Annotated in this window: 19 protein-coding genes and 1 pseudogene; 7 read left to right on the forward strand and 13 right to left on the reverse strand. The window is 69.5% G+C overall.

Going from position 1 to position 21,975, the window contains the following annotated elements; genetic code table 11:
* The first annotated feature begins 101 nt into the window (after nucleotides 1–101).
* Entirely contained in the window at nucleotides 102–2,897 is a 2,796-nt protein-coding gene (locus tag PFX91_RS04295; protein WP_285729574.1) for a glycoside hydrolase family 3 protein, read from the forward strand.
* A gap of 14 nt (nucleotides 2,898–2,911) precedes the next feature.
* Here PFX91_RS04295 and PFX91_RS04300 read toward each other — a convergent pair whose 3' ends face one another.
* Entirely contained in the window at nucleotides 2,912–4,150 is a 1,239-nt protein-coding gene (locus PFX91_RS04300; protein ID WP_285730066.1) for an ROK family transcriptional regulator, read from the reverse strand.
* Between the two features lie 125 nt (nucleotides 4,151–4,275).
* On the opposite strand from PFX91_RS04300, the pseudogene PFX91_RS04305 reads away from it, so the two are divergent.
* Nucleotides 4,276–4,865: pseudogene (locus PFX91_RS04305) on the forward strand (GNAT family N-acetyltransferase).
* 10 nt (nucleotides 4,866–4,875) lie between these two features.
* Nucleotides 4,876–5,346 (forward strand): NUDIX hydrolase, encoded by a 471-nt coding sequence (locus tag PFX91_RS04310; protein ID WP_285729575.1) that lies wholly within the window; start codon nucleotides 4,876–4,878, stop codon nucleotides 5,344–5,346.
* Between the two features lie 28 nt (nucleotides 5,347–5,374).
* On the opposite strand, the gene PFX91_RS04315 is transcribed toward PFX91_RS04310, so the two are convergent.
* The 4 genes from PFX91_RS04315 to PFX91_RS04330 all read right to left on the reverse strand — a co-directional run bounded on the left by PFX91_RS04315 (nucleotide 5,375) and on the right by PFX91_RS04330 (nucleotide 8,617).
* Entirely contained in the window at nucleotides 5,375–6,307 is a 933-nt protein-coding gene (locus PFX91_RS04315; RefSeq protein ID WP_285729576.1) for a M48 family metallopeptidase, read from the reverse strand.
* 217 nt (nucleotides 6,308–6,524) lie between these two features.
* Nucleotides 6,525–7,295 carry a DivIVA domain-containing protein gene (locus PFX91_RS04320; RefSeq protein ID WP_285729577.1) on the reverse strand — a complete coding sequence of 257 codons (771 nt, stop codon included), beginning with the start codon at nucleotides 7,293–7,295 and terminating at the stop codon, nucleotides 6,525–6,527.
* 28 nt (nucleotides 7,296–7,323) lie between these two features.
* Nucleotides 7,324–7,641, reverse strand: a complete 318-nt coding sequence (locus tag PFX91_RS04325) for a hypothetical protein (RefSeq protein ID WP_285729578.1) — start codon at nucleotides 7,639–7,641, stop codon at nucleotides 7,324–7,326.
* A 79-nt stretch (nucleotides 7,642–7,720) separates the two neighbouring features.
* Nucleotides 7,721–8,617: an N-acetylmuramoyl-L-alanine amidase gene (locus PFX91_RS04330; protein WP_285729579.1), complete on the reverse strand. Its 897-nt coding sequence runs from the start codon at nucleotides 8,615–8,617 to the stop codon at nucleotides 7,721–7,723.
* Between the two features lie 521 nt (nucleotides 8,618–9,138).
* On the opposite strand from PFX91_RS04330, the gene PFX91_RS04335 reads away from it, so the two are divergent.
* Complete coding sequence (locus PFX91_RS04335) at nucleotides 9,139–10,392, forward strand: cell wall protein (RefSeq protein WP_285729580.1); 1,254 nt, start codon at nucleotides 9,139–9,141, stop codon at nucleotides 10,390–10,392.
* 376 nt (nucleotides 10,393–10,768) lie between these two features.
* Nucleotides 10,769–12,124, forward strand: coding sequence for a hypothetical protein (locus tag PFX91_RS04340; protein ID WP_285729581.1), 1,356 nt, complete (start codon nucleotides 10,769–10,771; stop codon nucleotides 12,122–12,124).
* Between the two features lie 150 nt (nucleotides 12,125–12,274).
* On the opposite strand, the gene bldC is transcribed toward PFX91_RS04340, so the two are convergent.
* The gene (bldC, locus tag PFX91_RS04345; protein ID WP_013155387.1) at nucleotides 12,275–12,478 is read right to left on the reverse strand and encodes a developmental transcriptional regulator BldC; all 204 of its coding nucleotides are present in this window, start codon (nucleotides 12,476–12,478) and stop codon (nucleotides 12,275–12,277) included.
* 697 nt (nucleotides 12,479–13,175) lie between these two features.
* A complete protein-coding gene (locus PFX91_RS04350; protein ID WP_285730067.1) occupies nucleotides 13,176–14,027 on the reverse strand; it encodes a DUF8083 family protein in 852 nt (283 codons plus the stop codon).
* Between the two features lie 233 nt (nucleotides 14,028–14,260).
* Here PFX91_RS04350 and PFX91_RS04355 point away from each other — a divergent pair, with 233 nt between their 5' ends.
* A complete protein-coding gene (locus PFX91_RS04355; protein ID WP_285729588.1) occupies nucleotides 14,261–14,482 on the forward strand; it encodes a DUF3073 domain-containing protein in 222 nt (73 codons plus the stop codon).
* A 152-nt stretch (nucleotides 14,483–14,634) separates the two neighbouring features.
* Here PFX91_RS04355 and purM read toward each other — a convergent pair whose 3' ends face one another.
* The 3 genes from purM to PFX91_RS04370 form a co-directional block, all read right to left on the reverse strand.
* Nucleotides 14,635–15,696, reverse strand: coding sequence for a phosphoribosylformylglycinamidine cyclo-ligase (gene purM / locus PFX91_RS04360; protein ID WP_285729589.1), 1,062 nt, complete (start codon nucleotides 15,694–15,696; stop codon nucleotides 14,635–14,637).
* Between the two features lie 97 nt (nucleotides 15,697–15,793).
* The gene (gene purF / locus PFX91_RS04365; protein ID WP_285729590.1) at nucleotides 15,794–17,290 is read right to left on the reverse strand and encodes an amidophosphoribosyltransferase; all 1,497 of its coding nucleotides are present in this window, start codon (nucleotides 17,288–17,290) and stop codon (nucleotides 15,794–15,796) included.
* Nucleotides 17,291–17,299: 9 nt separating this feature from the next.
* The gene (locus PFX91_RS04370) at nucleotides 17,300–17,776 is read right to left on the reverse strand and encodes a sterol carrier family protein (RefSeq protein ID WP_285729591.1); all 477 of its coding nucleotides are present in this window, start codon (nucleotides 17,774–17,776) and stop codon (nucleotides 17,300–17,302) included.
* A 410-nt stretch (nucleotides 17,777–18,186) separates the two neighbouring features.
* Between PFX91_RS04370 and PFX91_RS04375 the strand changes: the two genes are divergently transcribed.
* On the forward strand, nucleotides 18,187–18,804 hold the full coding sequence (locus tag PFX91_RS04375; RefSeq protein ID WP_285729592.1) for a DUF47 domain-containing protein: 618 nt from the start codon (nucleotides 18,187–18,189) through the stop codon (nucleotides 18,802–18,804).
* Between the two features lie 230 nt (nucleotides 18,805–19,034).
* Here the strand turns inward: PFX91_RS04375 and pstB are convergent, their stop codons facing one another.
* The 3 genes from pstB to pstC are packed head-to-tail and all read right to left on the reverse strand — an operon-like array spanning nucleotide 19,035 to nucleotide 21,917.
* Nucleotides 19,035–19,814, reverse strand: coding sequence for a phosphate ABC transporter ATP-binding protein PstB (gene pstB / locus PFX91_RS04380; protein WP_285729593.1), 780 nt, complete (start codon nucleotides 19,812–19,814; stop codon nucleotides 19,035–19,037).
* A 55-nt stretch (nucleotides 19,815–19,869) separates the two neighbouring features.
* Complete coding sequence (gene pstA / locus PFX91_RS04385) at nucleotides 19,870–20,955, reverse strand: phosphate ABC transporter permease PstA (protein ID WP_285729594.1); 1,086 nt, start codon at nucleotides 20,953–20,955, stop codon at nucleotides 19,870–19,872.
* The gene (pstC, locus tag PFX91_RS04390) at nucleotides 20,955–21,917 is read right to left on the reverse strand and encodes a phosphate ABC transporter permease subunit PstC (RefSeq protein ID WP_285729595.1); all 963 of its coding nucleotides are present in this window, start codon (nucleotides 21,915–21,917) and stop codon (nucleotides 20,955–20,957) included. The genes pstA and pstC overlap by 1 nt, the downstream gene beginning before the upstream one ends.
* Between the last annotated feature and the right edge of the window lie 58 nt (nucleotides 21,918–21,975).

Consider the following 21,975-nt stretch of genomic DNA (forward strand, 5'->3'; position numbering starts at 1 on the left):
ATTACTCCACTGTGATGTGGCGCACAAGGTCCTTCGGTGTCGAAGTCGAAGCGTTTCGATTTCTCAGGACAATGCCCTGTGCACGAGAGGCGGACACCCCCATGAGCTCCCCTTCGACCGTCCCGCCCCACCGGGATCCCGACCTGCCGGACGAGTACCGCCTGGACGACCTGATCGGTCGCCTCACCACCGAGGAGAAGCTCGGTCTGCTCCACCAGCACCAGGCGCCGATCGAACGCCTGGGGATCGGCCCCTTCCGCACCGGCACCGAGGCACTGCACGGCCTGGCCTGGCTCGGCCCCGCCACCGTCCACCCCCAGGCCCTCGGTCTGGCGAGCACCTGGGATCCGGACCTGGTCCGTCGCGTGGGCGAGGCCACCGCCGACGAGGTCCTCGCCCGGCAGGACGCCGGTGCCGGACGCAACGTGTGGGCACCGGTGGTCAACCCGTTGCGCGACCCCCGGTGGGGCCGTAACGAGGAGGGCTACTCCGAGGATCCGTGGTTGACCGGTCTCCTGGCCGCCGCCTACGCCCGGGGACTTGCCGGCGACGGCCCCCGCCTGCGCACCGCGCCGACCCTCAAACACTTCCTCGCCTACAACAACGAGGAGGGACGCTGCGAGACCTCCAGCGACCTGCCGCCACGGGTACTGCGCGAGTACGAACTCCCGGCCTTCCTGCCGGCCCTGGCCGACGGGGCGGCCGTGGCCGTCATGCCCTCCTACAACCTGGTCAACGGGCGTCCCGCACACCTGAGCCCGCTGATCGACGAGGTCCTGCGTCCCGCCGCACCCGACCACCTGCTGGTGGTCAGCGACGCCCACGCCCCGGCCAACCTCACCGAGGCCCAGCACTTCCACCCGGACCTTCCCACCGCCTACGCCCATGCGATCCGGGCCGGGCTCGACAGCTTCACCCAGGACGACGACAGGCCCGAGGCCACCCTGGGACACGTGACCGAGGCGCTTCGACGCGGGCTGCTCACGGAGGACGACGTCGACCGTGCGGTACGGCACGTGCTCTCCGTCCGGATGCGGCTCGGCGAGTTCGACACGCGGGCGGACGAGGAGGGCGCACTCGCGGACGCGGGGGCCTTCGACACCCCCGGACACCGGTCCCTGGCCAGGGAGGCGGCCACCCGTTCGTTGGTGCTGTTGCGCAACGAGGGGACGCTGCCGCTGCGCGACGTGCGCCGGATCGCCGTCATCGGGCAACTCGGGGACACGGTGCTGGAGGACTGGTACAGCGGGACACTGCCCTACGCCGTCACCGCGCGCGCCGGGATCGCCGAGCGTGTCACGACGGTGTTCTGCGAGGGCGTCGACCGGGTACGCCTGCGTCTTCCCGGGGGCGAGGCGGTCCTCGACCCGGGCGGGGGCGCGCCGCTACGGCCGGCGTCCGAGGGCGAACAGGGGAGCGCGTTCGACCTCATGGACTGGGGCGGTGGGGCGTTCGTGCTGCGCTCGACGGTGACCGGTCGATGTCTGGACGAGGGGCCCGGCGGCACCCTGGCCGGCACCGCCCCCGGTCCGGGCACCTGGGAGGTGCGCCAGACCTTCCGCATGGAGGAGGTCGGGCCCGGACGGTTCGTCCTGGTCCAGGTGCACACGGGACGCCGCGTCGGTCTGGTCGGGGACGGACGCACCCTCGGACTGACCGAGGGCGAGGCGTCCCCCTTCACGATCGAGGGACTGGGCTCGGGCGCGGTGGAGGCCGCCCGCGTGGCCTCCACCGCCGACGTCGCGGTGGTCGTCCTGGGTGACCACCCCATGGTCAACGGCCGCGAGACCGAGGACCGGACCGACCTGGACCTGCCGGCCGCCCAGGAACGGGTGCTGCGCGCGGTGCACGAGGCCAACCCGGCCACGGTCCTGGTGCTCGTCAGCGGAGGCCCGTTCGCCCTCACGTGGGCCGACGCACACGTCCCGGCGATCCTGTGGTCGGCGCACGGCGGCCAGGAGTACGGTCACGCGCTGGCCGACGTGCTCTTCGGCGACGCCGAGCCCGCGGGGCGGCTCACCCAGACCTGGTACCGGTCGGTCGAGGAGCTGCCCGACATCCTCGACTACGACATCATCGGCGCGCGCGGCACCTACCTGTACTTCGAGGGGGAACCGCTCTACCCGTTCGGGCACGGACTCGGTTACACACGGGTGGAGTACGCGTCGCCGACGGTCGGGGTCGAGGAAGGCAGGGTCACCGTCACCGTCATGGTCGCCAACCACGGAACACGGCCCGCCGAGGAGGTCGTACAGGTCTACACCCGCCAACTGGTCTCCCGGGTGCGCACCCCCTCGCGCGCACTACGCGGATTCGCCCGGGTACGGGTGGAGCCGGGACACAGGGTCATGGCCGAGGTGACCTTCGACGTGGACCGGCTCGCGTTGTGGGACACCATCCGGAACCGCTTCGTGGTGGAGGACGCCCCGCGCGAGGTCCTCATCGGACGGTCGGCCACCGACATCCGCCTCACCGCCGCCCTGGAGGTGCCGGGCGAGGTGATCGCGCCCCGCGACGCCTTCACCGCGTGGTCGGCGGCGGACTACGACGAGGCCCGGGGGACGCTGCTGCGTCCGCTCACCCCCGAACGGGGCGACGTGGTGCGCTCAGGCGAGGCGGGTGCGTGGGCGGCCTTCCGCGACGTGGACCTCGCGGGCGGGATCACCGGATGCCGGCTGATGGTGAACGCCGAACGTGCGGGCGTGCTCCGGATGCGGCTGGACGATCCCGAGAGCGGGCCGACCATCGCCGTGGTCGACGTCACGGGGGGAGGGGACCGCTACGACTTCGTCGAGGTCACCGCCTCCGTGGTCGGCGCCGAGGGGGTCCGGGACGTCTACCTGGTCTTCGACGAACCGGGCACGGCGGTGGCGACCATGGCCTTCACCGGTCGCTGACGGGAGCGTGACGGTCAGGCCGGGGCGGTGGGGACGCGGGGCTCGGGAAGGGGCAGCAGTCCCGCGTCGAGCGAGTGGATCATCGCGGTGGCCCCGCCCCGGGCCGCCGCGCTCAACCCCAGGGACGACAGTTCGATCCGGCAACCGCCCGCCTGCGGCGCGAACGCGGTCGCCACCGCCTCCCTCCGACAAGGGGGCAGCAGCCACGGGCCCAGGGGCACGAAGTAGCCCCCCAGCACCACCAGGCCCGGGTTGGTGATGTTGATGAGCACGGCCAGTCCTCGGCCCAACCAGCCGCCCGCCCGCTCCAACGCGTCCACGGTCGTGGCGTCGCCCTCGCCGGCGCGCTCCACGGCCACCTCCACCAGTGCGGCGATGTCGCCGCCGGACAAGGGACGGTCCGGAACCCGGTCGGGGACCGCCTCGCGCAGGATCGCGTCGATCCCGGCCAACGCCTCCAGGCAGCCCCGTCCGCCGCACGCGCACTCCGGCCCGTCGGGGAGCAACGGCAGATGCCCCACCTCGCCCGCGAATCCGCCGGCCCCGCGCAGAGGCTCGCCCCCCGTCAACAGGCCCGCGCCGATGCCGACCTCGCCGGTCAGATACGCCAGGTCGGCGGTGCCGGCGAACGAACCCACGCGGTATTCGGCCACCGCGCCCAGGTTGGCGTCGTTGTCCACCCGTACCGGGACGCCCTCGATCCCCTCCTCGCGCAGCAGTTCCAGGAGTCGCGCGCGCAACGGCAGGTTCCGCCAGCCCAGGTTGGGCGCGTGCGTCACCGTTCCCGAGGGGGAGTCGATCAGGGCCGGGACCGCCACGCTCACCCCCACGGGGGTACGTCCGCCCAGCGCCGGGTCGGTGAGCGTGGTCCCGAGGGTGTGCGCGATACGACGCACGGACTCCTCCGCGCCAGCGGAACGCGCGTCGAACGGGACATGGCGGTTGATCAGCTCGCGCTGGAGCAGGTCCACGGCGACCACCGACAGGTAGTCCACGTTGACCTCCAGACCGACCGCCGCGATCGAGGAGTCGTCCAGGGCCAGCAGGACACCGGGGCGACCCACCCGCTGCCGGGAGTTGCGGCCGGTCTCCCGGACCAGGCCGCGTGACATGAGGTCGGTGACCAGACTGGAGACGGTGGTCTTGTTCAGCCCGGTGGCCGAGGCGACCTCCGCGCGCGAACAGGGGGCCAGTTCGCGGACCGTGCGCAGCACGACCCCCAGGTTCGTCTCGCGGACGGTCTGGAAGCCCATTGTTCCCGAAGCCACGCTGGTCTCCTCCTCCGCCGCCGCACGCCGTGTCCGGATCGTACCGGGATGCTCGTACCCGCCTCACGGAGTGGTTGCGCCCTCGCCGTTCCTCTGGTGTGATCCGGCCCATGGTGCCTGCCGATCTCTTCCGAGACCAGCCCGTCCTGACAGGGGCGAGGGTCCGACTCGAACCGCTCGACGCCGTGACCGGTGAGCACATCATCGAACCCCTGCCGAACATGGACCCGGAGGTGCGCCGCCTCACCGGCACGCACCGCGAGTTCACGGAGGAGGAACTGCGTCGTCGGGCCGCGACCCGTCCCGCCCACCACGACCGGGCCGACTGGGTGGTCTTCTCCGAACACGGCGCCTGTCTGGGCACTGTGCCCTGACCGAACCGGACCCCGACAACGCCGGCGCGGGCCACCGGATCGCGCTCCACCACGTGTCCGACACCGGCAGGGGCTACGGAACGGAGGCCACCGACCTGGTCCTGGAGTACGCGTTCACCGTGGCCGGACTGCACCGGGTGTCCCTGGAGGTGTTCGACTTCAACGTCGGCGCGCAGAAGTCCTACGCGCGGTCCGGTTTCGTGCGGGAGGGCGTGCGACGTGGTTCCCTGCGCCAGGACGGTGCGTGGCACGACACGGTACTGATGTCGATCCTGGCCGAGGAGTACGCCGAGCTGCGCGTTCCCTCCACGGAAGGAAGCCGCTAGTCTCGGGCCCATGCCCGTTCCCGAGTTCCTCATCGCCCTGCGCGAGCACGTCGGTCACGGACTCCTGCCCCTGGTCGGGGTGACGGGGGTGGTGCTCGACGAGGAGGGCGGCGTCCTCCTGCACCGGCGTGCCGACGACGGGCGCTGGTGCACACCCGGCGGCATCCTGGAACCGGAGGAACAGCCCGCCAGGGCCGTGGTCCGTGAGGTCCGTGAGGAGACGGGTCTGGAGGTCGTGGTGGAGCGGCTCTCCAGCGTGGTCGCCCAGGAACCCTTCACCTACCCCAACGGGGACCGGGTGCAGTTCCTCGACCTGGCCTTCCGCTGTCGTCCCGTGGGCGGTTCCCTCGACGCCGGCGGTGACGAGAGCCTGGACGTGCGCTGGTTCGCTCCGGACGACCTGCCGGACCTGCCCCGACGGATCGTCGACAGGATCGGTTACGCGCGTCAGGACCGGCCGGACCCCCACTACGTCGTCTGAACGACCGGGGGACGTGCCGGTGCGTCCCTCAGAGGAACACCCGGCCCCGCCTGCGTCGGTCGCGCAGAGCCGCCATCCGACGGGTGTTGCCGGGTCGCCGGACCAGCAGGTGGTACAGCAACAGTGAACAGCCGCGATCGGTGCGGGCCCGGGCCGCCATCTCGCCCATGTTGACCCGGGTGTACAGGCGTCCGCCTCCGGCCGGGATCCGCACGGCGTGCGCGCCCTCGGGGACGTGCGCGTAGGCGTGGTCGTCGGCGGTGTACTCCATCGCCCGTGACAGCGCGGACCCCAGCCCCGGGATCAGCTCCGCGCCGAGGGTCGCCACCCGCCGCCAGAACCCGGTGTGTCCGGCGACCACGTGGCCCAGTTGGTGAGCGACCAGGAAGGCCAGCGCCTCGGGGTCGCGGACCCTGCCGTCGGAGTCGAACAGTTCCTCCGACAGCACCAGATACCTGCGCAGCCCGTGCCCGGCGGCGTCCGTCCCCCAAGGGCACCATCCCGTGCGTACGTAGGCCTCCGGCACCCGGGACAGCCCCATCTCGGTGGACAGCGAGGACACCAACCGGTGCGCCTCGGGGAACTGGGTGGGTGAGATCCGCACGAACTCGGCCCTTCGTCGTGCGTACAACAGCCCTCGGGCCTTCCAGCACACGACGGGTACGGCGGCGGGCGCGACGAGGCCCCACGTCCACGAGCCGGTCATGAGCCATACCGCGTGGACCGCCCCGGCGGCCATCAGCAGTGTCACGCCCACGCACACGGCCAGCAGTGGGAGCTCCCAAGGGTGGGCGGACGCGGGTACGACCTCCTCGTCGGTGTCGAGCCGACACGGTCCACCGACATGGCCCCGAAGGGACGGGAACGGGTCCCCTTCCAGGTCCCGAGGCCAGGAACAGCCGGGCGCGCCATGGGCCGGACAGACGGAAGTGCGTCCCTCCGGGGGCATCGCGTGGGACATGGCTGCCTCCCCTCGGGGCGCGGTCTGCGGAACAACGGGGGGTGACTACTCCCTGTGTCCAAATATTACTTTCCGCTGTCCTTCGGAAGAGGGTTCGCGAGCGACGGCGTGTCTGGGCAGGAGGCCCTTCGCGCCAGGGCGCGGTGCCGACCGGGCCGGGACCGACGGATCGTCGCGCCGGCCCCGGGAGCCCGTCTCGCCCGCTCACGCGGCGGCGTCACCAGTGCGGTTGTTCGTACCGGCGCAACTCCTCGGCGAGCACGTCCAGGAAGTGGTCCACCTGGGCGGGGTCGTACCCCGGCCTGGCCCGCGTGGTGGCGAACTGGACCCTCTCCACCTCGGCCGCGGTGAGGGTGGCCTGGTCGGGCCGTCCCCGTTGGAGCATGTCCAGCGTGAACTCGGCACGGTCCAGGAAGTCGTCGACCTCCTGCTCGTTGTATCCCGTGGTCAGCCGGGTGGTGGCGAACTGTTGTTCCCGGATGTCCCGTGGCGTCATCAGCGCGGGCCGGGGCGGCCCGGACCGTGGGTGGGGCGTCCCGCTCCGGGCGTGAGAGGACCCGGCCCGGGACCGGGCGGCGCGCTCGGGCCCGCCCGCCTCGTACCGCTCGGCTCGTCCGTGCGTCTCCGGTGTCCCACGGGAGGCGGCGGGATCGCTCCCGTGGCGGGGCGGCAGGGGTGGTGAGTGTCGTTGGTCGCCGGGGCGCCCGAGGCCGCGCTCGGTCAGGTCGGCGATCACGAGGTCGAGGAAGTCGTCGACCTCGTCCTCGCGATACCCCGGGCTGAGCCTCGTGGTGCGGAACCGCGAGTTGCGCACCTCTTCGGCCGTGATGAGGGGTCCTTTGCGCGGTCCACCCTCCAGAGCGACGAGTGTCGCCTCGATCCGGTCGAGGAGTTCGTCGACGTCCTGCTCGTTGTAACCCGGGCGTAGACGCACCGTGTGGAACTTCTTTTCGCGGATGTCCGCCGGTGTCAGAGGCATGGTCCCCATTGTGCAGTTCACGAGGTGGTCGGGGGGGTTATCCCCGAGCTTTGCGTGATTCGGCTTCGGCCAGCTGTTCTACCAGGTAGGACAAGGTGTCCGAGACCTGGTGGCGGTCGTATCCGCGCAGGACCAGGCTCAGGGTGGCGGTGCGCAGTTCCTCGGAGCCGATCGGCTCCGCAGAGGGTCGGGCGGGCTGTCCGGGGAGCGGCGTAGGCATCGCGAAGACCGGGGTTCCGGTGAGCGCGGCCACGGTGGAGTTGGCGCGATCGATGAGTTCGTCCACCTGCCGACGGTCGTATCCGCGTAGGACGATGTCGAAGTCGGGGAGGGGTTGTGGCACGGGGGATGTCATGGGGGCATTATGCCCACGGTGAGTGGTGTGCGCCACAGGAGAGGGTCCTCACGGCCGGGTGCGGACGCGCGAGGACGCCCTACTGACGCATGAGGTAGGAGGCCAGCCCTCGGGCGATGGCGTCGGCGGCCTGCTCCCGCCACGCGGGGTCCTCCATGAGAGCGGCGTCCTGGGGGTTGCGCATGTTGCCCGTCTCCAGGAAGACCTTGGGCACGGTGGACATGTTGAGTCCGCCCAGGTCGGTGCGCTCGTCGAGCCCCTCGTCGGCGAGGTAGTCGGCGTAGGGGACGTCGCTGTCCTCCAGGTAAGCACGGCGGATGTCCTCGGCCAGGAGACGGGAGGGCTCCACGATCTCCTCGGTGAAGCCGCTGACCTCGCCGGGGGTGATCACGTGGAAGCCGCGCCCGGTCTCGGGGCCGCCGTCGGCGTGGATGGACACCGCGGCGTCCGCGTCGACCTCGTTACCGATCTGCGCGCGCTCGTCGATGCACGGGCCGACGCCCTCGTCGTCCTCGCGTGTCAGCACGACGGTGGCCCCGTCGGCCTCCAGCCTCTCCTTCACGAGCAGGGACAGTTCCCAGTTGAACTCGTGTTCGGCGTACCCGCCGGCGGTCTGGGCGCCGACGGTGTCACAGGCCTTCTTCGTGGGGCCCGCGGGGACCATCGCGTTGATCCGGTCCGGTGCGGCGGCGTTGCCACCGTTGTGGCCGGGGTCGATGACGACGACGCGGGTGCCGAGGGGGCCCTCGCCGACGGGCCCGCCACTGGTGCCCTCCGCGCTCTCGGGGGAGTCGTGGCCGTCGGCGGAGTCGGTGCGGTCCTCCGGTCCGGGGAGGGGCGGCGCCGCGGTGGGGTCGGTGCTCGGCGAGCCTCCTGGAACCGTCGAACAGGCGGCGGTGAGGAGGAACGCGAGAGAGATGAGGGGCAGGGCGCGGGTGGCGCGGCTCCGAGGCCCTGGCGGTGCGGAGACGGGCATGTCCACAACCTAGTGGCTCAAGGGGCCCGCGACGTACCCCCGAGGGTGTCGTGGGAAGGTGTGGCGGGACCTGTCCGATCGCGTCCGGGTCGGGCTCGTGAGGGGAGGGCGCGCAAGGGCGTCTCCACGCCCTTCTCTCGGGATGGTCTTCTATGTAAGACGCGCCAGAGGCCATTCGGTTTACAGCGTTTATGAAGTTTTTTGAAAAATGCCGAATTCGTCCTGCTCAGGGTAGCAGGAAATCTTCTGTGACCTTTTTGTGATGGCCTTTGGGGGTTTTCCCCCTTTCGAGGTGTGTAAGGTTTTGGTCAGGAAATGGGAAGTGATTCGAACGCGGCCTCATGAGGCTCCTGTTCTGTGGCCTCAGCCGTGTCCTCCCTGTTTTCGCGGGCAGTGGACCCTCTGCGCGACCCTGCCTTCCCCCATCCGACCCTGGTTCGTGTTCCGCGTCCCCGGACCCCTTTGAGTCTGCGGTGGTGCGCGTATCCAGGCAGCCCGATGATCGGGCTGTGGTGATCCGAATGAGGATTGACTTGAAGAACACCCGTATTGCCGCACGCCGCGTTCTCCAGGGCGGTGCCGCTTTCGCCGCTCTGGGCGCCCTGAGCATCGCCACGGCCCTTCCCGCCGCGGCCGACGCCCAGGTCGTCGGTTGGGCCTACGCCGAGGTGCCGGGCGGGTTCGCCGTGGCGGAGACCTACATCACTCCGCAGGGCGAGTCCTCCAGCGACTCCAACGGCGGATCCTTCTCGATCGACAAGTACCTCAGCGTCGACGTCTCCACCACGGCCTCCGTGGGCGCCGGTGGTTCCACCGCCACGACCACGGTGAACAGCGCCCGCTTGGTGCTCACCGAGGCCGACGTCGAGGAGATCATCGAGGAGGTCGAGCTCCAGAGCGAGGAGGGTGACGAGGCCGAGACGGAGGCCGACGAGTCCGACGAGACCGAGGAGACCGACGAGGCCCAGGGCGAGGAGGGTGACGAGGCCGGGGAGACCGACGAGGCCGACCAGCCCGCCGAGGATCCCGCTCCCGCCGAGGGTGAGAACGGCGGCGACACCGGCGAGGGCGACGCCGACACGGGCGACGCCGACGGTGGCGAGGGTGGCGCCGTCGAGGAGGAGACCTCCCCGGCTCCGGCCGAGGACAGTGTCTCGGTCACGCTGGACGAGGAGAACAGCGAGACGGTCTCCGGCAGCGACAAGATCGTCCTCGACGTCACGATCAGCGGTGCGAGCGTCACCACCACCCAGAGCTGGAGTGGTGAGCCCTCCAACACCTACAAGGCCGGTGACATCCACTACGCCGTGAACGACCTCGGCGCCAAGGTGGACCTGGACTATGAAGATGACGGCTACGACTTCGAGGACGCGGGCTACCTCTGGGAGGACGCCTACACCGCCCTGCTGATGGACATCACCGTTCCCGAGCAGTTCAGCGGCGGCTATGTGCTGGGCGTGTCCTACGCGGGCATCGGCGTCGAGTCCACCGACGACGGTGGCGACGACGGTGGCAAGGGCGACGACGACAAGGGCGACGACAAGGACGACAAGGGTGGTGACGAGGGCGAGGACAAGAACCCGCCCAAGCGCGACACCGAGAAGCTGCCCCAGCCCGAGCCCAAGGAGACCGAGTCCCTGGCCCGGACCGGTAGCCCGCTCGCCGGTCTGATCGCCGCCGGTGCCGCGATCGCCACCGGTGGTGGCGTCGCCGCCTACTTCGCGCGCCGCAAGAAGAGCGCCGTCGAGTCCACCACGGAGAACAGCGAGAGCTGAGCCACGCTCGACGGTCGACTCTGAGTCGATCCGGCCCCGGGAACCACGTTCCCGGGGCCTTTCCGTTTTTCCTACCACCGCGGAACTTCCCGCCGTCCACCCTTCGTTAGACCGATCGTCGGTGCCCGGACGCGCCGGGCCACCGGGCCACAGACGGTTTCCGATTTGTGATACAGGGACTAGGCTCGTGTAACGGCTCCTCCACGCGCCGTGCGCCGGCTCCCTTCCGGGGCGGGAAGGGTCCCACCACACTCCGTCCCACACGCCGCGACCGGCCGCCCCCGGCCGGCCCGCACACCCTGTCCGCCCTCCGCGGTGGGCACGGGCCGATCCTCCTCCGGGTCGGGTATCCCCCAGATACAACAGGAGTGTTGTGGTGTCTCCCGCCAAGCTGACCGCCCGCCGCCTCCTCACCGGCGGTGCCCTGTTCGTCGCGCTCGGCGTGATGGGTGCGACGCCCGCGCTCCCGGCCACCGCCGACCAGGTCGTCTGGGGCAACGCTCAGTCCTGGGTGACCAGCGGAGACGTCGTCACCGGGTACTCGACCGCCGTCAGCTTCGGTGGACAGACCGAGAGCAGCGCCACGGCCGAGGACGTCCACGGTCCGATGAGGGAGCATCTGCGGATCGACGGGGAGAGCCGCAGCGTGGTCGACGGCACGGGCGCGCGAGCGGTCTCCACCGTGAGGTGGGCGTCCTTTCGGATGGACGTCGCCGCCCTCGCCGAGCACGGGATGATCGACGTACCGCCGGAGGCCGACCTCACCGCTCCCTCCCTGCCTCCCACCCCCTCACCGGAGGCGGAGCCCACGGAGACGGAGAGGGAGGGCGCCGAGCCTTCGGGAGGGGAGCCCGTGCCGGGGGACAGGGAGCCCCTGCGCGGAGACGGAGGGTCCGCGGGCGACGATGCCGGCGAGGGGGCTCCTGAGAGTGACGCCGAGGGCGAGCGGGAGCTCAGGGAGAGCAGCGCCCCCACCGACGCTCCTTTCGAGGATCCCGCGGAGACCGACCCTCCCTCCGCTCTTCCGAGCGCGGACACGGACGCCGTCCTTCCTGATGGGGACACGGACGCCATTCTTCCCGGTGGGGACACGGACGCGTTCGTTCTCGACGGCTCCGTCGCGGACCTGGTCTCGGCCGACGACAACGCCGTGGAGTTCACCCTCGCGAACGTGACCAGCACGGCCACCGCGGGCTACGGGGGCGTGACCGAGACGTCGTTCTCGCACGGTGACCTGACGGCGTTCGGGGTCGCGCTGGGGTCGCTGGAGGCGGGCGGTGACGGTGTCGTCGTGGAAGACCTCCTGGAGGTGTTCGACCAGGACGGTGACGTGGTGCTGGAGGTACCCGTCAGCGTCACCTTCGCGGCTCACGAGACCGCCTTCGCCGACGATGACCCCGATTGGGAGGGTCGGGGGGTCCGTAGTCGGATGACCGTGTGGGTCCAGGTGGGCGAGGACGAGGAGGAGCAGGGTTTCGCGGTGGAGTTCGCCGACGCGTGGGCGGTCGGTTCCGTCCACGCCGCGAGCACGTCACCGGTGCCGGGGGACAGGGGTGGCGAGGACCGCGGAGCCGAGGAGGAGGTCGCCGGGCGGGACGGCAGACTGGCGACCACCGGCAGTTCACTGGCCGCACTGGTCACCGCCGCGGTGGTGGCGGTCGTCAGCGGTTCGGCCGCGACCTTCCTGGCCCGGGGAAGGACCACCGCCATGGACGACCGGATCGGGGACTAGTCCTCGTCGGAGGGGACGATGTCCCCGCCCTGACACGCTGAAGGCGGATCCTTTCTGCAAGGATCCGCCTTCGGCCTTTGTCGGCCTTGCCTTGTCAGCGGCCGGAGCCCGTCCGGCCGTCCCCCCCGGAGCCGGCGCAGAACGGGGAGTTCACTCCGTACGCTGGCTGGGGATGCCGGCCAGCAGGGCACGGACCTCGGTCTCGCGGTAGCGGCGGTGGCCGCCCAAGGTGCGGATCGAGGTCAGCTTGCCCGCCTTCGCCCAGCGCGTCACGGTCTTGGGGTCCACGCGGAACATGGTGGCAACCTCGGCGGGGGTCAACAGGGGCTCCGCCTCGGGCGTGCGAGTTGACATGTGTACGGCCTCTCCTCCTGGATCTGTGTGCTGATCCTTAATCCTGGCGCTTGGCCCGGATGTCCAATATTCCCTCTAGGCCTATATTGGCATCACCCGAGGTGATTGTACGGCCACACCAAGCAACTTTGCATGCGGGAGGCCAGAAAGCCGCCCGTGGCCGCGTCACGCTAAGTGATTCTAGCGACACGTTTAGTGTCATGTGGCGTATTCGGTCAAAACTTCGTTCTCCGGCCTCGTTTTTCTCGATCCGGAGTGCCCGAAGTGCTACGGGGGGGCTGACCGAAAACCGACGCCCACGCTCTGGTGGGGGGCTCGCGAGTCCCGGTCGGCCGCCGTGCGCGAGGATGCGGCCGGACTGGGGGAGACGGACTCCTCCGGCTCGACCGCTGGGGCTCGGTCGCGCGGAAAGCCCACGCGGTAAGGGTTTCCTGCTCGCTCTGCATTCGTGGAGTGATCGACTTACTACAGTCTACGCCGATCCCTATCGGGCGTTATGCCCAGTTTCACGCCTCTTGATGTCGTGCGTGGGCGACGTCCGGGCTCGCACCGTTGTCACATGCGGAAAGTTCTTCGAAGAGGGCCGAGAAACCTGGTGTACCAGGTTGACCACCGGCGTGGCGCGGGGGAGAACGGGTCATCGGGACACGACGGAAGGCACGTGGGCGTCCACGAAAACCTGGCGATAGCGTGACCATCAGTTGGCGTGCTCCAGAGCACGTACCGACCTCCATCGTCGACTGAGCCTCTCCCGCAACTCCACCACCCGGTCCGCGTCTCCCGACGCCAGGCACTCCACCGCCTCCGCCACCTCGGCCACCGAGTGGTCCTCGTCGAGGTGGTCGTTGCTGAGCAGGTACGGCAGACCTCCGTAGTCCAGTTCCAACAGCGAGTCCGGGTGGGCCGTCAGGGACAGCCAGTCCTGGAGGTTGCCGATCGAGGCCGGCACGCCGCTCTGGCCGATGTGCTCGCGCAGGACCGCCAGGGTGTGCTCCAGCCGCCGCATGCCCAACGAGGTCCGTGTCAGGTACAGCAGCGTCCTGGTGGAGCCCTCCGACATCACGAGGCACCGTTCCTGAGCGCCGAACGGCACGAACCAGGGGATCGGGACGCCCCAGTTGCTCGACAGTATCCCCGGGCGCGCCTGGGCCCCCGAGTCCAGCCACGCTCTGTAGTGATCCTCCGCCCGCTCGGCCTCCGAAACCGGGACGAACGCCTCACTCAGCGCCACTGGCGTCGCCTCGGTGAACTCGCTGAAGGCCCGCCACGAGCGCAGCCGTGTCTGCCACGGGCAGACGTACAGACGCCCGTTCACCCGGCGCAGGTAGGCGTTGCGGCTCTCCTGCTCCGGTGCCACCATCGGTGGTGTCGTGAGCAGGCGGCCCAGGCTCTCGGCCTGCTCCGCCGCCAGCGCGTTGACGCGCCTTGGGCGATCGGGCGAAAGCGCGTACTGTTCCCAATGGTCCCGATCGGCGGGAGAGAACGCGTCGATCGGCTGGTAGACACGGAGGTAGGTGGTGTAGGGCAGCACGAACGCATCGTGGCACATATCGTTGTGTGCGGTACTCACCACGCCGAACCCTTGGTGGGCGGCCGTTCCGTGCGTAGTACACCCGTCACACCCGGGTGGCGTAGGCACGACGGGGGCCGACCAGGTACGGTTGTACGTGTACGTAAGCTGACGCCTGTCGTCAGTCGCGTTTGACGGCCGTCAGCCCGTTCATGCGGGTTAGTAAGTGATCTGGGGTTCGTCGGAACCCAATCGTTGAGGGGGTCGAGCCAATGGGGCGCGGCCGAGCCAAGGCCAAGCAGCAGAAGGTCGCCAGGAAGCTCAAGTACAGCTCCGGCGGGACTGACCTTGATCGGCTGCGGTCGGAGCTGGGTGTCGCTGGGGATGCGCGTTCGGGATCTTCGGGTTCCAACGACCTCTATGAGGAGCCTCACGACGACCTGGTCGACCGTTACGCGGATCTTGCCGACAAGTACTCGGACTCCGACAGGTGATGCCTGTTCGGACGAAGTTTTCAGGTCGCTCGGACAACAACCGTTGACCTGTGACGGTCACGGTCCTCCCTCGTGGAGGCCGTAGCGTGCAGGTGTATATAGCCGGTGCGAACCACCCCTGGTGGTTCGCACCGGCTATATTCGCGCCCTTTTCACGCACTCCGGTACTCACCGGTCAGCACCGTTCGCCCGGACCCGGCCGTCACCGTGCCCAGCCGCCAGGCCGGAACGCCGCGGTCGGCCAGGACCTCCAACGCGCGTTCGGCGTCGCCCTCGGCGACGACCGCCACCATGCCGACGCCCATGTTGAACGTGGCCTCCATGTCCTCCCGGCTCACGCCGCCCTTGTCGGCGAGGTAACCGAACACGGGGGCCGGCGCCCAGGTGGCGCGGTCCACCCGTGCGTCCAGGTGGCCGGGCAGGGAACGGGACAGGTTGGCGGCCAGGCCGCCTCCGGTGATGTGGGAGTAGGCGTGCACCTCCACCGCCCCGGTCAGGGCCATGCAGTCCTTGGCGTACACGCGGGTGGGGGTGAGAAGGGTCTCACCCAGGGTCGCGCCCACCTCCGGGACGTCGGCGGACAGGTCCAGGCCGGCCTCGTCCACGATGCGTCGGATGAGCGAGTAACCGTTGGAGTGCGGACCCGAGGAGCCCAGGGCGATCACGGCGTCACCCTCCCGGACGCGGTCCGGACCCAGGATGGCGTCGCCCTCCACCACGCCGGTGCCCGCGCCGGCCAGGTCGTACTCGTCGGGCCCCATGGCGCCGGGATGCTCGGCGGTCTCCCCGCCGATCAGCGCACACCCCGCCTGGCGGCAGCCCTCCGCGATACCACCGACGATCTCGGCGATGCGCTCGGGCACCACCTTGCCGCAGGCGATGTAGTCGGTCATGAACAGGGGTTCGGCGCCGCTGACCACGAGGTCGTCCACGACCATGGCCACCAGGTCGACGCCGATCGTGTCGTGCTTGTCCAACTGTTGGGCGAGCAGCACCTTGGTGCCCACGCCGTCGGTGGAGGTCGCCAGGACGGGGTCCTTGTACCTGCCGGTGTCGAGACGGAACAGGCCGGCGAAGCCGCTGGCGTCGGTGACCTGCTCGGGACGGCGGGTGCGCGCCACGTGACGCTTCATCAGATCGACGGCGCGCTCGCCGGCGGCGATGTCGACGCCGGCCGCCGCGTAGGCGCCCGTCGCTGTGCTGTCGGCTGACACGCGAGTTCTCCTCGTGCTGTGTTGCGGTGGTGTGGGCCGGCCCCGTCCGGGCACGGCTCGAACGTCACGCCGGATCCGACCGGATCCGGCGCGACGGCTACTTGTCGCTGGTCGCCAGCGTGGAGCCCTCTGGAGTGCCACAGGCCTTCTCCAGCAGGTACTTGCCGCGGGCGTCGTCCTCCACCTCGATCGGATACTCACCGTCGAAGCAGGCCCGGCACAGGTCGTTCCGGGGCACTTCGGTCGCGGCGACGAGCTCTTCCAGGTCCACATAGGCCAGAGAGTCGGCGTCGACCGAGGCGGCGATCTCCTCCACGCTCAGGTTCGCGGCGATGAGTTCGGCGCGGGTGGCGAAGTCGATGCCGTAGTAGCAGGGCCACAGCACCGGGGGACTGGAGATGCGCACGTGCACCTCGGCGGCGCCCGCGTCGCGCAGCATCCGGACCAGGGCCCGTTGGGTGTTGCCGCGCACGATCGAGTCGTCCACGACCACCAGACGACGGCCTTCGATGACCTCGCGCAGAGGGTTGAGCTTGAGCCGAATACCCAGTTGACGCAAGGTCTGACTGGGCTGGATGAAGGTACGGCCCACGTAGGAGTTCTTCACCAGACCCTGGGCGAAGGGGATACCGCTGGCCTCGGCGTACCCCACCGCGGCGGGCGTGCCGGACTCCGGTACCGGGATGACCAGGTCGGCCTCCACCGGGTGTTCCCTGGCCAGGCGGCGGCCCACCTCCACACGGGTGGAGTTGACGTTGCGGCCCGCGATGGTGGTGTCGGGGCGGGCGAGATAGACGTACTCGAACAGACAGCCCTTACGGCGGACGGGGGCGAAGCGACGTGAGCGCACCCCGCGCTCGTCGATGGTGAGCAGCTCACCGGGCTCGATCTCGCGGACCACGGTGGCGCCCACGATGTCCAGGGCGGCGGTCTCGCTCGCCACCACCCATCCACCGGCTCCCGAGGACTCCCCCAGGCGGCCCAGCACGAACGGGCGGATGCCCTGGGGGTCGCGCGCGGCGTACAGGGTGTTCTCGTCCATGAACACCAGGGAGAAGGCGCCCTTCACGTGGGGAAGCAGGTCGAGGGCCGCGTCCTCCACGGAACTGCCGTTCCTGGCCTGCTCGGCCAGGAGGTTGGTGAGGACCTCGGTGTCCGTGGTGGCGCCCCGGCGGGCGTCCGGCAGCATCGCGGCCAGTTCCGGCGTGTTGATGAGGTTGCCGTTGTGGCCGAGCGCCAGACCTCCCTCACGTGCGGTGTGGAAGGTCGGCTGTGCGTTCTCCCACACCGGCGCTCCGGTGGTGGAGTAGCGGCAGTGGCCGATGGCGATGTGGCCTCGCAGGGAGTCCAGGATCGCTTCGTTGAAGACCTGGGAGACGAGTCCCATGTCCTTGTAGACGAGGATCCGATCTCCGTCGCTCAGAGCGATGCCCGCGGACTCCTGTCCACGGTGCTGGAGGGCGTAGAGACCGAAGTAGGTGAGCTTGCTGACTTCTTCGCCGGGTGCCCAGACCCCGAAGACGCCGCAGGCGTCCTGCGGACCGCGTTCGAGCGGATCGAGGTCCATGGAGAGCCGACCGTCGGAATACGACACGCTCACAGCTTAGTGCCTGGCCGTGCCGTCGGCGCCATCCGGGGGAGCGGCCCGCCACAGGGGAAGGTGTACGGACAGGTCGGAGCGTGCGCCGCCGGCCCGCACCTCGTGCTTCGAGACGGCCTCCTCCCAGGAGAGTCGACCGACGGCCAGACGCAACCAGGTGAGGGGATCGGTCTCCACCACACCCGGAGGGGTGCCCCGGGTATGACGCGGTCCCTCCACGGCCTGGACGGCGCCATGGGGCGGTACACGCACCTCCAGACTGTGTCCCGGGGCTCGGGCCGCGAGCACGGCCAGGCTGCCCCGTACGGCGGCCTTGACGGCCGCGCGCAGTGGTTCCTCGGCGCGCAGGACCGCCTCCACGCAGGCGGCGACAGCACTCTCGTCATCCCCCTCGAAGGGGGGCTCCCCCAACGCGGAGAGTTGTTCGTCCAGGGACTCGCGCAGGCGTCGCATGGCGCCCGCGCCCAGAGCGGAAGACATGGACGGAAGCTTAGGGGGCCGTGGTCCCCCGGTCCGCCGACCAACGGTCATACTTGCCATTGACACCGAATGGCCTGAAGGTGGACATCGGGAAAAGCCGGTGACCCCCTCCACCGTTCTCCGCTCCTTCGAGTGATTTCCGTCTCAACGCACCTCTGGTCGGCGGGGGCGGGACGCGATGGCGTCCCCCACCGTCCCGGTGGTGCCGAGATCGGGAGGAATGCGGTGGATCCCGTGCCCCCACGGCGTTCCATCCGACAAAACTCATAAGTGAACAAAGGGTGAACAAGTCCGTGCCCGTGCATCCATCCCGGCGCCGGACCGACCTCCCCTGCCCGACCGCGTCGGACCGACTCGTCCGCGCGCCTACCATCCACCAAGGAAGACCACCGCACCATCGGGAGAACGACGTGCGCCTGCGCCTGCGCCCGCGTGATGACAGTTACTACGAGATGTTCACCGACTCGGCGAACAACCTGGTCATCGCGGCTCGCCTGCTGGTGGAGCTGATAAGTGACGGGGCCGATCGCGAAGCCATCACCGAGAAGATGCGTGCCTGTGAGCACGCCGGTGATGACGCCACGCACGCCATCATGCGTCGGCTCAACAAGAGTTCGGCGACACCGATCCACCGTGAGGACATCTATCGACTGGCCTCGAACCTGGACGACGTCATGGACTCCATGGAGGCCGCCGTCGATCTGATCGGCCTCTATGGACTGGAGCGCCTTCCCAAGGGGATCATCGACCAGATCGAGGTCTTGGAGCGCGCCGCCGAACTGACGGCCGAGGCGATGCCCCGTCTGCGCACGCTGAAGGACCTGACGCGGTACTGGATCGAGATCAACCAGCTGGAGAACCAGGCCGACCGCATCTACCGCAAGCTCCTCGCCCGCCTGTTCAGTGGGGAGTACGACGCCCTGACCGTGCTCAAGCTCAAGGACGTCATCGAGGAGTTGGAGGCCGCCGCGGACGCGTTCGAGCACGTCGCGAACACGGTGGAGACCATCGTGGTCAAGAACAGCTGAGCCCCCTCCCCCGACAGACCCTCCCCCGACCCTGAACCGGACGGCGGGAAGAGGCATGCCTCTTCCCGCCGAAAGGTGTGCGCGGAGGGTCGGCCGAGGAGCGGAGGGTCGGCCGAGGCGGGTGCTCGATCGCCGGCCGTCTCTCGGGGGATGAGAGCAGGCCGGAGGGTCGGCCGAGGCGGGTGCTCGATCGCCGGCCGTCTCTCGGGGGATGAGAGCAGGCCGGAGGGTCAGCCGAACCGGCCGGTGATATAGTTCTCGGTCTCCTTCTTCTCCGGCCGTGTGAATATCTGGTTCGTCTCGCCCATCTCGATGAGCTTGCCGGGCTTACCGGGGGCCTCCAGGTTGAAGAAGGCCGTCCGGTCGGACACACGTGCCGCCTGATGCATGTTGTGCGTGACGATGACGATCGTGTAGTCCTCCTTCAACTGGTGGATGAGGTCCTCGATCGCCAGGGTCGAGATGGGGTCCAGCGCCGAGCAGGGCTCGTCCATCAGCAGCACCGAGGGCCTGACCGCCGTGGCGCGGGCGATGCACAGCCGTTGCTGCTGGCCACCGGAGAGGCCCGAACCCGGTCTGTTCAACCGGTCCTTGACCTCCTCCCACAGGTTCGCTCCACGCAGCGACTGTTCCACCAGGTCGTCCGCCTCGGACTTGCTCATCCGCCTGTTGTTGAGCCGCGCGCCGGCGATGACGTTGTCGTAGATGGACATCGTCGGGAACGGGTTGGCCTTCTGGAAGACCATGCCGACCTCGCTGCGCACCATCACCGGGTCCACGTCGGGGCCGTAGATGTCCAGGTCGTCCAGGAGCACCTTGCCCTCCACCCGGGCGCTGGGGGTGACCTCGTGCATCCGGTTGAGGGTCCGCAGGAAGGTGGACTTGCCACAGCCGGACGCTCCGATGAACGCCGTCACCGACCGTGGCTCGATGGTCATGGACACGTCGGCCACGGCCAGGAAGTCGCCGTAGTAGACGTGGAGTCCGGAGACGTCGATACGTTTCGCCACTGGAAGTTCCTCGTGAATCTGCTCCGCGCGCGGGGCGTGGACGGTGGATATGGGGTCAGCGGACCTTCGGCGCGAACAGGCGACCGAGCATGCGGGCCAGGAAGAACAGCAGCATCACCACCAGGATCAGGGTCAGCGCCGCGGCCCAGGCCCTCTCGTAGTTGATGGCGCCGCCCATGCGGACCTGGGAGTAGATGAACACCGGAAGGTTCATCATCTGTCCGTCGAACAGGTTCCAGTTGATCGAGATGGCCGAGGTTCCCGCGGTGAGGATCAACGGAGCGGTCTCTCCGATAACGCGCGCGATGGCGAGCATGATTCCTGTGGTCAGACCGGCGGCGGAGGTGGGCAGCACCACCTTGGTGATCGTCCGCCACTTGGGCACGCCCAAGGCGTACGACGCCTCCCGCAGGTCCTGCGGCACCAGACGCAGCATCTCCTCGCTGGAACGCACCACCACGGGGATCATCAGCACGGTCAGCGAGATCGCGCCCGCCGCGCCGTTGGTCCTTCCCGGACCGAAGAGCATCATCCACAACGCCACCACGAACAGACCCGCGACGATGGACGGGATGCCCGTCATGACGTCGACGAAGAACATGATGATCCGCTTCATGCGGCCCTGGGCGTACTCCACCAGGTAGACGGCGGCCATCACACCGATCGGCACGGAGATCAGTGTGGCCATCCCGGTGATCATCAGGGTGCCGACGATCGCGTGGTAGGCGCCGCCCGCGTCCATGCTCGGCAACACGCCGTTCATCGACACGGTCAGGAAGTAGCCGTCGAACCGGGCGAGACCGTTGACGAGCACGGTCCACAGCACCGACACCAGGGGCAGCATCGCCAGCAGGAAGCACCCGTAGACCAGCGAGGTGACGAGCCGGTCCTTGGCCTTGCGTGAGCCCTCCACACGCGCCGACGCGGTCACCGAGATCACCACGTAGGCGGCGGCGGTGAGCAGACCCCACAGCAGGAAGCCGAAGGTGCCGAAGAGCAGCAGGATCCCGGCGACCACGGCCGCGCACGAGGCGAGCAGCACCCCGGGGAAGTGACGCGGCAGCGAACCGCGGCGCAGGTCGACGCGTTCCGTGCCCGTCTCGGGGCCGGGGGTGGGGGGCTGGGTGGTCGTCGTGTTCATCAGGACTCCTTGTTCCCTCGCGCCACCACGTAGCGCGCGCCCATGTTGACCACGAGGGTGATCGCGAACAGGACCAGACCGGCGGCGATCAGCGCGGACACGCCGTACCCGGTCGCCTCGGGGTACTGGAGCGCGATGTGCGCGGCGATGGTCTGGTTGCCGCTCTGCAACAGGTTCCAGGAGATGACCAGGGAGGGGGACAGGATCATGGCGACGGCCATGGTCTCGCCCAGGGCACGCCCGAGGCCGAGCATGGCTCCACCGATCACGCCGGACTTGCCGAAGGGGAGCACGGCCAGTCGGATCATCTCCCACCGGGTGGCGCCCATGGCCAGTGCGGCCTCGCGGTGCCCCTGGGGGGTCTGTTGGAACACGTCGCGCGACATCGCGGTGATGATCGGCAGGACCATGACGGCCAGGGCCACGCTCGCGGTCAGGATGGTGCGACCGGAGGTGGACGCGGGCCCCGCGAAGAGCGGGATCCAGCCCAGGTAGCGGGTCATGGCGTCGAAGACGGGGACCAGTTGGGGCGCGAGGAAGCCGATGCCCCACAGGCCGTAGACCACACTGGGGATGGCGGCCAGCAGGTCCACCAGGTAGCCGAGCAGCGACGCCAGTCTGCGCGGCGCGTAGAAGACGATGAACAACGCGATGCCGATCGCCACCGGCAGGGCCATCAGCAGGGCGATGGCCGCGGCGAGCACGGTGCCGAACGCCAGGGCGGCCACACCGAACGCCGGATCCTCGCGGACGTTGGGGGCCCACTCCCGGGTGGTCAGGAAGTTCGCGGTGTTGGCGCTCAGGGACGGCCAGGCCTGGATGATCAGGAAGGCGGCGACCCCCGCGAGGATCAGCAGGATCAGGAGGCCCGAGCCTTGGGCTAGCCCGGCGAAGGCGACGTCGCCGATCCGGCGTTTGCCCCGGGGCGGTGGTGCCGCCTCGGGCGCGTCCGTGGTCGTCATGGGTTGACTCCGGTTCGGAAGGTCTCAGGGCGGGTCGCCCGGGACAACATACGTTGCG

The organism is Nocardiopsis sp. ATB16-24 (assembly GCF_030271535.1).
In the GTDB taxonomy this organism is placed as follows: Bacteria; Actinomycetota; Actinomycetes; order Streptosporangiales; family Streptosporangiaceae; genus Nocardiopsis.